Annotated in this window: 9 protein-coding genes and 1 pseudogene; 8 read left to right on the top strand and 2 right to left on the bottom strand. The window is 70.4% G+C overall.

Translation table 11 applies throughout. The annotated features are described in order from the left end of the window. The first annotated feature begins 32 nt into the window (after window positions 1–32). Window positions 33–833 carry a universal stress protein gene (locus tag ACP95_RS05825; RefSeq protein ID WP_049980302.1) on the top strand — a complete coding sequence of 267 codons (801 nt, stop codon included), beginning with the start codon at window positions 33–35 and terminating at the stop codon, window positions 831–833. 32 nt (window positions 834–865) lie between these two features. Here the strand turns inward: ACP95_RS05825 and purB are convergent, their stop codons facing one another. After that, window positions 866–2,254 carry an adenylosuccinate lyase gene (purB, locus tag ACP95_RS05830; protein WP_049980303.1) on the bottom strand — a complete coding sequence of 463 codons (1,389 nt, stop codon included), beginning with the start codon at window positions 2,252–2,254 and terminating at the stop codon, window positions 866–868. Between the two features lie 177 nt (window positions 2,255–2,431). Between purB and purH the strand changes: the two genes are divergently transcribed. The 5 genes and pseudogenes from purH to ACP95_RS05850 all read left to right on the top strand — a co-directional run bounded on the left by purH (window position 2,432) and on the right by ACP95_RS05850 (window position 7,646). After that, window positions 2,432–4,048 (top strand): bifunctional phosphoribosylaminoimidazolecarboxamide formyltransferase/IMP cyclohydrolase, encoded by a 1,617-nt coding sequence (gene purH / locus ACP95_RS05835; RefSeq protein ID WP_049980304.1) that lies wholly within the window; start codon window positions 2,432–2,434, stop codon window positions 4,046–4,048. Between the two features lie 113 nt (window positions 4,049–4,161). Then, the gene (locus tag ACP95_RS05840) at window positions 4,162–5,001 is read left to right on the top strand and encodes a QueT transporter family protein (RefSeq protein WP_202593786.1); all 840 of its coding nucleotides are present in this window, start codon (window positions 4,162–4,164) and stop codon (window positions 4,999–5,001) included. 173 nt (window positions 5,002–5,174) lie between these two features. Next, window positions 5,175–5,525, top strand: a pseudogene (locus tag ACP95_RS16610) (ATP-binding cassette domain-containing protein); the annotation flags it as partial. A 97-nt stretch (window positions 5,526–5,622) separates the two neighbouring features. Further along, complete coding sequence (locus ACP95_RS05845; RefSeq protein ID WP_202593787.1) at window positions 5,623–6,867, top strand: energy-coupling factor ABC transporter ATP-binding protein; 1,245 nt, start codon at window positions 5,623–5,625, stop codon at window positions 6,865–6,867. Further along, complete coding sequence (locus ACP95_RS05850; protein ID WP_049980306.1) at window positions 6,864–7,646, top strand: energy-coupling factor transporter transmembrane component T family protein; 783 nt, start codon at window positions 6,864–6,866, stop codon at window positions 7,644–7,646. Before ACP95_RS05845 ends, ACP95_RS05850 begins: the two co-directional genes overlap by 4 nt. A gap of 30 nt (window positions 7,647–7,676) precedes the next feature. Here the strand turns inward: ACP95_RS05850 and ACP95_RS05855 are convergent, their stop codons facing one another. Further along, entirely contained in the window at window positions 7,677–8,918 is a 1,242-nt protein-coding gene (locus ACP95_RS05855; protein ID WP_049980307.1) for an adenosylhomocysteinase, read from the bottom strand. A 140-nt stretch (window positions 8,919–9,058) separates the two neighbouring features. On the opposite strand from ACP95_RS05855, the gene ACP95_RS05860 reads away from it, so the two are divergent. Both ACP95_RS05860 and ACP95_RS05865 read left to right on the top strand, forming a co-directional pair. After that, complete coding sequence (locus tag ACP95_RS05860) at window positions 9,059–10,348, top strand: erythromycin esterase family protein (protein WP_049980308.1); 1,290 nt, start codon at window positions 9,059–9,061, stop codon at window positions 10,346–10,348. A 60-nt stretch (window positions 10,349–10,408) separates the two neighbouring features. Continuing rightward, entirely contained in the window at window positions 10,409–12,247 is a 1,839-nt protein-coding gene (locus ACP95_RS05865; RefSeq protein ID WP_049980309.1) for a bifunctional folylpolyglutamate synthase/dihydrofolate synthase, read from the top strand. The last annotated feature ends 27 nt before the right edge of the window (window positions 12,248–12,274 follow it).

The following is a 12,274-nucleotide window of genomic DNA, read 5'->3' on the forward strand; positions in this document are numbered from 1 at the left end:
GCTTATGTGGATCGGGAATAGACCAGTTGCGTATGGGTGAGGACGGAACAGTGGCTCGGAACGGGCGACCAGTGCTGGGCACACTGCTCGACCCCACCGAGGACACACAGGCGCGTGAGCTCTCCTTCGCGCTCGCGAGGGAGGCCGACCGACCCGTGCGGCTGCTCTCGCCGGGGCAGGCGCCCGAGACGGGGGGGTCGACGACGGCGGCCAGCGCCGACGGCCCGCCGGTCCAGTTCGCGTGCACCGAGAGCGCGGTCGCGACGGCCCGCTCGCCCGCCGACATCGTCGCCCAGGAGGCCGTCGAGGCTGGCGCGGACGTGGTGGCCGTCGAGCGGCCGTCCACGGAGTCTTCCGGCGCGGGGCTGCGCCGGGAGACGACCGACCGGATCGTCGCCAACAGCCCGATCGACACCGTCGTCGCCAACGGGAACGGCGAGCTGGACGACCTGGCGTCGATCCTCGTGCCGGTCGCGGGCGGCCCCCACACCGAACTTACAGTCCGGGCGGCGCGTGCGCTGGCCGTCCGCGAGAACGCGTGGATCGAACTGTTCACCGTGGTTCCCCCTGATGCCGACGCCGACCGCCGATCCGCGGCCGCCAGCGACCTCGCGGCGGCGCGGCAGTACCTCGGCGAGTTCGAGGAGTTCGACACCTGGCTGTACGAGGCCGAAGACCCGGCGTCGGCGATCGCCGAGCAGTCGGCGTACTACGACGCGATCGTGATGGGCGCGCCGACGAAGGGACGGCTCAAGCGCGTGGTGTTCGGCTCGACGGCCGACAGCGTCGAGGAGTCCGTCGACATCCCCGTGATCACGGCCACCTCGAAGTAGCGAGGGGAGAAGTAGCCGAGTGAGGACGGCCGTCAGTCGAGTTCTCCGACCAGTTCGTCGGCGACGCCGGTGTAGCCCGCGGGCGTGAGTGCCCGGAGTTCCGCGCGCACGTCCTCGTCGACGTCGAGCTCGTCGAACAGCTCGCGGAAATCCGAAAGCGTCACGCGCTGGCCCCGGGTGAGCTCCTTCACGCGCTCGTACGCCTCGGTGTCGCCCTCGCGGCGTAGGATCGTCTGGACCGCCTCGCCGATGATCTCCGGCGTGTTCTCGAGCTCCTCGCGCATCACCTGCTCGTTCGGGACGACCTTCCCCAGCCCGGTCGCCGTCTTGCGGTAGCCGATGAGGCAGTGGGCGAAGGCGGCGCCGACGTTGCGCTTCACCGTGGAGTCGGAGAGGTCACGCTGGAGCCTGGAGGAGGTGACGTAGTCGCGGAGGAACGTGAGGTCCGCGTTGGCCTTCGAGAGGTTCCCCTCGCTGTTCTCGAAGTCGATCGGGTTCACCTTGTGGGGCATCGTCGACGAGCCGGTCTCCGAGGAGGCGCTCTCCTGTCCCAGGTAGCGGTCGGAGACGTAGCGCCACACGTCCCGGTCGAGATCGAGCAGCACGTTGTTGACGCCGGCGAGCGCGTCGAACAGCGCCGCGAGGTCGTCACACGGGTTGACCTGCGTCGCGAGCGGGGTGTGATCGAGGCCGAGGTCGGCGACGAACGCAGCCGAGAACGCTCGCCAGTCCACATCGGGGTAGGCGGCGACGTGGGCGGCGTACGTGCCCGAGGCGCCGGCGAGCTTCCCCGAGAGATCGTCGACGGCCGCCCGCACGCGCGCCGCCGTGCGGCCGAGCCGGGCGGCGAACACCGCCAGCTCCTTGCCGAACGTCGTCGGCGTCGCGGGCTGGCCGTGGGTGCGCGCGAGCATCGGCACGTCGCGGTACTCGCGGGCCATCGCGGTCAGCGTCTCGCGGATCTCCGAGATCGCCGGGAGGAGCACGTCCTCGACCGCCCCCTTCGCGTTCAGTCGGTGGGCGAGGTTGTTCACGTCCTCGCTGGTGAGCCCGAAGTGGATCCACGGGTGGAGTCGCTCGGGCGTCTCGGTCCGGAGGAAGTACTCGACGGCTTTCACGTCGTGGCGCGTCGCCGCGAACTGCTCGGTGCCTTCGGTCTCGATCTGTTTGACCAGCTCGGCGTCGTCGGCGTCGAACCCGTCGACGACCGCGCGGAGGTGCGCGCGCTCGTCGGCGTCGATCTCGCAGTCGACGCCGTCGGCGTCGCCGAGCGCGAGCAGGTACTCGACCTCGACGCGCAGGCGCGCCTCGATCAGCGCGGCCTCGCTCGCGTACGGCACCAGATCAGCGGTCTTGTCCGCGTACCGGCCGTCAAGCGGCGACACCGCCGCCAGCGGCGACGAACGGGGAAGCTCCTTCATGCCCGAGGCTCGCCCGGGCAGTCACAAAACCCTGCCGGACCCTCGCCGGCGACAGCACACACCTGTGCATACGTCGCTGCAGTTGTACCGAAAATACCGGCTTATCTATGCTCGATCGTGCCTATCGACTCCCCCACGATCGCAACGCTCTTTGGGCACTCGCCCGGCAACTCGACCATGAAGATCGCCGGTATCGCGGGCAACCGCGGCCGAAACCTCCTGCACATTGCGGACATTTCGCCCGGCGGCGCCGAGCTCTCGGTCGTCGTCGCGAACGGCGAGGACGCGCCGGTCCTCGAGGGGGCCGACGAGCGCGGGATCCCGAACGTCGCCGTCGAGCGCGGCGACGACGAGTCACGCGCGTCCCACGAGCAGCGCCTCCTCGATGCGCTGGCCGAGTACGAGTTCGACGTGCTCTGTCTGGACGGGTTCATGCGGGTGTTGAGCCCGGAATTTCTGGACAGTGTGGAAACTGTGCTCAACGTCCACCCGTCGATCCTGCCGTCGTTCCCAGGCGCCGACGCCCACGCCCAGGTGCTCGAGGCGAACGTCCGGACGACCGGGGCGACGGTCCACGTCGCGACCGAGGCCGTCGACGACGGCCCGATCGTCACCCAGGAGACGGTCCCGGTGTTCGAGGACGACGACGAGGCGTCGCTGAAGGAGCGCGTGCTCCACGAGGCGGAGTTCGAGGCGTACCCCCGCGCCATCCGGTGGTTCGCCGAGGGCGCCGTCGAGATCGAACGCGACGAGCAGGGCCGCCCCGTGGGCGTCGACCTGGCGACCGACGTGCGCGGCGACCTCCCGGCGCGCCGGACCGTCTCGAACCGCCGCGAGGACGACCTGCGCTACGGCGAGAACCCCCACCAGGACGCCGCGGTGTACGCCAGCGACGCGAGCGAGGAGCCGAGCGTCGTCCACGCGCCCCAACTGAACGAGGGCGCGAAGGCGCTGTCGTACAACAACTACAACGACGCCGACGGCGCGCTGAACCTGATCAAGGAGTTCGAGGCGCCCGCGGCGGCGGTGATCAAGCACACCAACCCCGCCGGCTGTGCGACGGCGGACACGCTCGCCGACGCGTACCGCGACGCCCTCTCCACCGACGCGAAGTCCGCCTTCGGCGGCATCGTCGCGCTCAACCGCGAGTGCGACGCCGAGACCGCGACGGAGATCGTCGACTCGTTCAAGGAGGTCGTCGTCGCGCCAGGGTACACCGACGAGGCGCTCGACACGCTGACGCAGAAGGAGAACCTCCGCGTGCTCGACGTGGGCGACCGAACCGACGACAACACGCTCGGCCCCGCGGACTGCACCGAGCGCTTCACCGAGAAGGCGCTCGTCGGCGGCCGGCTCGTCCAGGAGCGCGACCGCTCCACGATCACCCGCGAGGACCTCGAGGTCGTCACAGAGCGCGAGCCGACCGACGAGCAGCTCGAGTCGATGCTGTTCGCCTGGAAGGTGCTCAAGCACGTGAAGTCCAACGGCATCCTGATCGCCGACGGCACCGAGACCGTCGGCGTCGGCATGGGGCAGGTCTCCCGCGTCGACGCCGTCGAACTGGCGGCGACGAAGGCTGAGAAGGACGCCGAGGGGAAGTCCGCCGAGGGCGCCGTCGTCGCCTCGGACGCCTTCTTCCCGTTCCCGGACGCCGTCGAGGCGGCCGCCGAGGCCGGCGTCGAGGCGGTGATCCAGCCCGGCGGTTCCGTGAACGACGACGACGTCATCGCGGCGGCGAACGAACTGGGGCTGGCGATGGTGCTGACCGGCCAGCGCGCGTTCCGCCACGACTGACCGGATCGACGGGCCGTTTTTTTTTTTTTTTTCCACGCCTTCCACGTTCGTGGATAGCAACCGCCTGGTGACGGAGGATTTATGCCCTTCTGTGCAAGCCTTGCACCCGTTCCATGCGAGAACTACTCACGATGTGGCGTGACACGCGGATGGTAATGTTGGTGGCCGTCGTCGCGGCGGTGTACGCGGCGCTGTTGATCCCGTTCAAGCTGTTCACGATCCTGCCGGGGCTGACCAGCGTCCGGCCGGCGAACGTGCTTCCGGTGTTCTTCGGCATCGCGTTCGGCCCCGCGGCGGCGTGGGGGTCGGCGATCGGGAACCTCATCGGCGACGTGTTCGGCGGCACGTTCGGCCCCGGCAGCGTCGGCGGCTTCGTCGGGAACTTCTTCTTCGGGCTGGTCGGCTACAAGCTCTGGGGGAACCTCGGCCCGCTCTCCAGCGGCGAGGAGCCCGACTTCCGGGACCAGAAACTCCGACAGCTGATCGAGTACGTCGCCGTCGCCGTCGCGGCCGCGGCGGCGTGTGCGGCGATCATCGCGTGGGTCGTCGACGCGCTGGAACTAATACCGTTCTCGGTGCTCGGGCCCATCATCCTCACCAACAACGCGGTGTCGGCCATCGTGCTCGGCCCGCCGCTGTTCTACCTCGCCTACCCCCGCGTGAAGGAGATGGGGCTGCTCTACCCCGACGTGCTCCGAGCGAGGACCTCCCGGGTCGGGCCAACTCCGCCGGCGCCTGGGCGATCCTGGTGGTGCCGCTGGTCTGGATCGGGATCGCGGTGCTGGTGCTCGGGGGCGCGCCCGGGTCGACGGCCCAGATCGGCCTCGGCGCCGTCGGCTTCCTCGTCACCGCTGTCGCGGCGTACATCGCCGGCGAGAACTTCTCTACCATCGTTCGGGACGCGTGAGAAGGGAAACGGCTTTCGGCGGCCGACACGGGTGTCCACGCGATGAGTGACAGCGAGGACGCCGCCGTTCGCCTCCGGGACGTGGTGTTCTCCTACGTCCGGGACGCGACGCTTCCGGAGCCCGAGGAACTGACGGGGGAGACCGACCCGGACGAGCGGGAGGGCCCCGTCCTCCGGGGCGTCGACATGGCGGTGCCCGACGGCTCGTTCACCGTCGTGATGGGCGCCTCCGGCGGCGGCAAGTCGACGCTGCTGCGCACGTTCAACGCGATCATCCCGGACTTCATCGACGGCTCGTTCCGGGGCGAGGTCTACGTGCTCGGCGTCGACGCCACCGAGACGCGGGTCAGCGAGATGGCCCGCGACGTGGGGATGGTGCTGCAGGACTACGAGTCGCAGCTGTTCGGCACCAGCGTCGAGGCCGAGGTCGCCTTCGGCCCGGAGAACCTCGCGGTGCCACCCGCGGAGATCGAGCCCCGGATCGAGCAGTCGCTCGAACTCGTGGGGCTCGACGACCTGGCGCCCCACCGCGAGCCCTCGGGGCTCTCGGGCGGCCAGAAACAGCGCCTGGTGTTCGCCGGCGTCGCCGCGACCCATCCTGAACTGCTCGTGCTCGACGAGCCGACGAGCGACCTCGACCCGAAGGACCCGCGACATCGTCGACGTGGTGAACACGCTCTCGACCGGCGACGCCGCCGGCGGCGACTGGTCGGGGCCGGACACCATCGCGATGGTGACCCACAAGATCGAGGAGGCGCTGCTCGCGGACCACGCGGTGCTGCTGAAGGACGGCAAACCCTACCGCTCGGGCACGGTCCGAGAGGTGTTCACCGACACCGACGCGCTCGCGGCGGCCCGCGTCGCCGTCCCGCCGCTGGTCGAGGCGTTCGACGAACTCGGCTGGCCCGCAGCGGACCTCCCGTTGCTGCCCGCGGAAGCCCGCGCTCGCGTCGAGGCGGCCGACGCCGAGTACGAGGCGCCGGCCGACCTCGGCGTCGCGCCGGGCGGCACCGGCGCGGACCCGGGCGAGCCCCTGTTCGAACTCTCGGACGTCAACTTCGCCTACGAAACCGACCGTGGGCCGGTGACCGCCGTCGACGGCGTCGACCTCACGGTTCGGGAGGGCGAGGTAGTGGCGCTGGTCGGCCACAACGGCAGCGGGAAGACCACGCTGGCCAAGCACTTCAACGGGCTCCACGAGGCGGACACGGGCACGGTGAGCTACCGTGGCCGGCCCGTCCCCGAGTACGGGATGGGCGAGATCGGTCGCGAAGTCGGCTTCGTGTTCCAGAACCCCGACCACCAGATCTTCGCCGAAACCGTGCGGGAGGAGGTCGCCTTCGGCCCGGAGAACTTCGGCCTGGAGGGCGATGAGCTCGACCGGCGGGTCGACCGCGCGCTCGAGACCGTCGAACTCGACGGGCTCGACGACGCCGACCCGTTCGCGTTCTCGAAGGGGCAGCGCCAGCGCGTCGCCCTCGCCGGCATCCTCGCGACCGACCCCGAGGTCATCGTGTTCGACGAGCCGACGACGGGGCTTGACGCCACTCAGCAGCGACAGTTCATGGATCTCGTCGCCGAACTCAACCGCGAGGAGGGGGTGACGGTGGTGATGGTGACCCACGACATGAGCACTGTCGCGCGGTACGCGCCGCGAACCGTGGTGATGCGTGACGGCGCCGTCGCCGACGACCTCCCGACCCGGGAGCTGTTCGGCGACGAGGCGACGCTCGCCGAGTACGACCTCGTGCCGCCGCACCCGGCGGCGTGTGCGAACGCGATCCGGGGGGACGAACCGACCGCGCTCACCGCCGAGGAGCTCGCGACGGCGCTCGGCGGCGCCGACGCGCTGGCCGACGCCGAGCCGGTCGGCGACGGGGCGTCGGCGACGACGGAGGGTGAGGACCGATGAGCAGCACCTCGCTGTACGTCGACGCCGACAGCTTCCTCCACCGGCTCGACCCGCGGGCGAAGCTGGCGCTCCTGGTGGCGATGGCGGTGCCGGCGTACACGTTCGGCCGCCCCGAGTTCATCGCGATCCCGTTCGTCGCGGCGCTGATCGGGCTCTGGATCGGCGACGGGCTGCGCAACCTCCGGCGGGTCTGGTTCATCATCGTCGCGCTGTTCGTCGTCGGCCTCGTCGTCTGGCCGGGGTTCGTCGAGCGCGGCGGCCCGGTCGTCGTCGACGCCGGCCCCATCTTCCTCACCGAGCGACAGACGCTGTTCGCGCTCGGGCGCTCGCTGCGGATCACCTCGTTCATCCTCGGGGGGCTGGTGTACGTCTCGACCACGTCGAACGAGGAGATCGTCCGCGGGATGCGCGGGCTGGGGCTGCCGTACGCGTTCTGTTTCGCCGTCGGCACCGCGCTCCGGCTGTTCCCGACGTTCCTCGACGCCGCGGGGACCGTGCGGCAGGCTCAGGAGGCGCGCGGGCTGGAGATCTCCTCGAAGAACCCGATCGAGCGGGCCCGCAGCTTCATCCCGCTACTGATCCCGGTGTTCATGACCGCGTTCCGGAACATCGAGACGCAGTCGATGGCGCTGGAGGCCCGCGGGTTCGACACGCGGAGCGAGCGGACGTTCTACCGCGAGTCCGCGTTCGCGGCCCGGGACTGGCTCGCGGTCGGGTTCACCGTCGCCGTCTCGGTCGCGTCGATCGCGCTGTCGACGCTGGGCGTCGGGACGTTCTGAGGACGGCCCGAACCGCCCGCCGCTTTTCCGTCAGAACGCGCTGTCCTCGTGTCGCCAGTCGTCGGCGTACTGCTCCTGTGCCTCGGTGACGGCGTCGATGTCGATGTCGAGCGTGTCGAGCTTGCGCTCGGCCACGTCCCGGTCCAGTCGGTCCGGGATGGCGTAGAGCCCCGGACCGAGGCCGTGATCGCGGGTCAGCAGGTCGTAGGCGGTGACGAACATCATCGCGTGAGTGGTGTCGATGATCTCCGCCGGGTGGCCCTCGCTCGCGGGGCCGGTGAGGTTCACCAGCCGGCCGTCGGCGAGCAGGTTGAGGTGCCGGCCGTCCGGGGTGGTGTACCGGGTGATCCCCTCCTTCGGCTCCGTGACAGTCTCCGCGTACGCCTCGAGCCCGTCGAGGTCGATCTCCACGTCGAAGTGGCCGGCGTTGGCGAGCTGGGCGCCGTCGGCCATCTTCTCGAAGTGCTCCCGGCGGATCACGTCGCGCGTGCCCGTGCTGGTGATGAAGATGTCGCCGATCTCGGCGGCCTCGTCCATCGACATCACGCGGTGGCCGTCCATGTGGGCCTCGAGCGCCTTCCGGGGCTCGACCTCGGTGACGACGGTCTGGGCGCCCATCCCGCGGGCCTTCCGGGCGATGCCGCGGCCGCAGTAGCCGTAGCCGGCGACGACGACCGTCTCGCCCGTGATGACGGTGTTGGTGGTGATGGAGACGTTCACCAGCGCGGACTCGCCGGTGCCGTGGACGTTGTCGAAGTAGTGCTTCATCGGCGTGTCGTTGACGCCGTAGACGGGGAACTCGAGCACGCCCTCCTCGTCCATCGCCTCCGCGCGGGTGATCCCGGCGGTGGTCTGCTCGCCGCCGCCGAGTACGGTCTCGGCGACCTCGGGGTGGTCGGCGACACACTTCGAGATGAGCTCGCAGCCGTCGTCGAGCAGGAAGTCCGGTTCCTGTTCGAGCAGTTCGTGCTGGGCCGCGTCGAACTCCTCGTCGGTCATCCCCTCCCAGACGTAGGCGGTGATCCCGGGCTGGGCGTCGAGATACTCGACCACGTCGCCGTGGGTCGACTGGGGTTCTGAGGCGGTGAACAGCACCTCGGCGCCGGCCCGGTTGAGCGCCTCGACCAGACAGCCCGACACCGCCTCCATGTGGGTCGCGAGACCGATCGTGTAGCCGTCGAGCGGTTCGTCGTCCTCGTGTTCGTCGCCGAGGGACTGGAGCACCGGCGTGTACTCCCGCGCCCAGGCGAGCGGATCGTCAGTGGTTGACACGGGTGGGGGATTCGCCCGCGGGGCGATAAACCGACCGGAGACGGCCGGCGTTGCAGGGGCGGCCGCCGTCGACGGGTCCCGATCGGCAGAAACGTCGAACTCCGAACAGTTTTTGACGGCGCCAGCCGGGGCTGTGACTAATGTCCGACCCCGTCGACGCCGAAACCCTTGCGGTGCTCGGCGATCACACCGTACCGCTCTCCACCGACGCCGCGGACTGGGACCTGACGCCCGTCGCCGACGAACTGGCAGACTCAACCGTCGTCGGCATGGGCGAGGCCACCCACGGCACCCACGAACAGTTCCGGCTCAAGGCCGACCTGTTCCGCCGCCTCGTCGCGGACCACGGGTTCCGGCTGTTCGGGTTGGAGGCGAACTACTCCGAGACGTTGGCGGTGGATCGCTACGTCCGGGACGCCTCGGACGCTCCCGACTCGGCGGCCGAGGCGCTGGCGGCGACGTACTTCTGGCCGTGGTACGTGACCGAACTGGCCGATCTGGTGGAGTGGATACGCGAGTTCAACACCGGTCGCCCACGCGAGGATCGGGTCCGCTTCTTCGGCTTCGACGCCCAGTACGCCGTCGGCGGCGCCGACGCCCTCCAGTCGTTCCTCGCTGACGCCGATCCGACCTTACTCGACCGGCACCGCGAGACGCTGGAGAGCCTCGCGGACTGGGGGCTCGATGCGGACGACGACGACCTGTTCGACTCGCGGGTCGCGGACGCCAGTGCGTTCGTCGACGCCTTCGGCGACGCGCTGGACGACCGTCGGGGCGAGTACCTCGACGCGACGAGCGAAGCGCGGGTCGAACGCGCGGAGCTGCACCGCGAGACCATGACGGACGCGATCGAGTACCGGGCGACGGACGCCGAGGTCGAGATGCTCAAACGCCGGGACTGGGCGATGGCCGAGCGCGTGACTCGGCTGCTCGACGCGAGCCACCACGACCGAATCGCGCTCTGGGCGCACAACGCCCACGTCCAGCGCGTTCCCTACGACTTCGAAGGCACGCCGACGCGCACGATGGGGCAGCATCTCGCGGACCGCTACGGCGACGTTTACGCGGCACTGGGGTTCTCCTTCGCGACTGGGTCCTACCAGGCGATGGCCCGTGACGACGACGGAGAGTACGGCCTCCGAGACTGTTTCGTCGGCGGCGCGCCGGAGGGCTCCGTGGGGTTGACACTCGGTCGCGTCGACGGCTCGCCGCTGTTTCTCGACGTTCGTACGGCGGTCGACGAGGACCGCCTGCACGAGTTCCTCCGCGAGGAGCGCCCGGTCCGACAGCCAGGCGGGATGTACGACCCCGAGGAGGACTACGAGTCAGACACCGTGCTCGCAGACGCGTTCGACGCGCTGCTCCACGTCGACGAGAGCACGCGGGCGGTGCCACTGGGCCACCCGAGCGAGATCGACAGCTGGAGCTAGCACCGGTAACCCCCACGCTCGTCCGAAACGGCCAAACGCCCACCGGACACAACGTCGCCCATGCAGTACCACGAGGCCGCGAACTTCCTGTTCGATCTCCGGCGCTTCGGCGTGGAGCCCGGGTTCGAGTCGGTACAGGAGTTGCTCGCGGCGGTCGGCGTCGATCCGGAGTCCGACGACGGGCCCGCGTACGTCCAGGTGGCGGGCACCAACGGGAAGGGCAGCACCGCGCGCATGGTCGAGTCCGCGCTGCGGGAGGCCGGCTTCTCGGTCGGCCTGTACACCTCGCCCCACCTCGAACACCTGACCGAGCGCGTCCGCGTCGACGGCCGGGAGCTGCCCCGCTCGGCGGTCGCGGAGTTCGTCGGGGAAGCGAAGCCGTGGCTGGTCGACCGCGCGGCCGACGGCGCACCGCTCACCTTCTTCGAGGTCGTCACCGGGCTGGGGATCTGGTGGTTCGAGCGCGCCGGCGTCGACGTGGCCGTGCTCGAGGTCGGCCTCGGCGGCGAGTTCGACGCCACCTCGGCGGTCGCCCCCGTCGCCAGCGCGGTGACGAACGTCTCGCTGGAGCACACGAACGTGCTCGGCGACACCGTCGAGGAGATCGCGGAGACGAAAGCCCACGTCACCCCCGAGGGGCGGCCGCTGATCACCGGCACCGAGGGCGCCGCGCTCTCGACCGTTCGCGAGGTCGCCGAGGAACTGGGCGCCAGCGACGTGATCACGGTCGGCGAGGACGACTGGGCGGGCGAGGGGGCGACCGAAGCGGAGGCTCATCCCGACGTGACGGTCGCCTACGAGGGTCGGGTGACCCACCAGCAGGCCGGCGTGAGCGTCGCCGCCGACGACTGGACCGTCGACGCGCGGCTCCCGCTGCTGGGCGAGCACCAGGCGATGAACGCCGGGATCGCCTGCACGCTCGCACGGCAGGTCGGCGACGAGTTCGGCGTCGACGTGGACCGCGGCGCGCTGGAGCGCGGGCTCGCGAAGGCGGACTGGCCCGGGCGGTTCGAGGTGATGAGCCAGTCGCCGCTGACCGTGCTCGACGGCGCCCACAACCCCGAGGCCTGTGGGACGGTGACCGAGACGCTGTCGACGTTCGACTACGACGACTGCCACCTCGTCGTCGCCGCGATGCACGACAAGGACACCGCGGCGATGGCGGCGGCGCTGCCCGACGGCGCGAGGGTGACGACCTGCGCGCCCGTGACCGACCGCGCGGAGGACCCGGAGGTGCTCGCGCGCACGTTCGAGAGCGCCGGCTACGACGACGTGCGCTCGACGGGCTCGGTGGCGAACGCGCTCTCGCTGGCCCGCGAGGACGCCGCGGACGACGACGCGCTGCTCGTCACCGGGTCGCTGTACGCGGTCGCCGAGGCTCGGGCGACGTGGACTCGGGTGCAGATCCCCAAACAGGTCGACTCCATCGACGACGCCGAGACCGTCCTGCGCGGGGCGCAGGTGTCCGAGCCCGGGATCTGGCGGATGCGCGGGAAGGCCGACCACCGCGTGCTCCACACGCGCGTCCAGCAGCGCCAGGCCGAGTACCTCAAACAGGAGATGCTGTCGCTCGACGGCGAGTGCTCGGCGTCGGCGCTGCGGGCCGGCGGCGAGCTCCACGACGTGGTGCTCTCGGGGACGATGGCGCAGTTCAAGCGGCTGGCCGAGAAGCTGCAGGGTCAGCCGTGGGGGCTCTCGGGGCTCGGCGAGGAGATCCGCCAGCAGTTGGGGATCCAGCACAGCCCACCCGAGCGGGAGTTCCCGTGGCCGCAGGACCGGACCGCGGTGATGGGCGTGCTGAACGTCACGCCCGACTCGTTCCACGACGGCGGCGAGTACGAGCGCGTCGAGGACGCCGTCGCGCGCGCGAGGCGATGGTCGACGCCGGCGCCGACCTGATCGACGTGGGACGGCGAGAGCACCCGG

The organism is Halolamina rubra, assembly GCF_000739555.1.
GTDB classification, from domain to species: Archaea; Halobacteriota; Halobacteria; order Halobacteriales; family Haloferacaceae; genus Halolamina; species Halolamina rubra.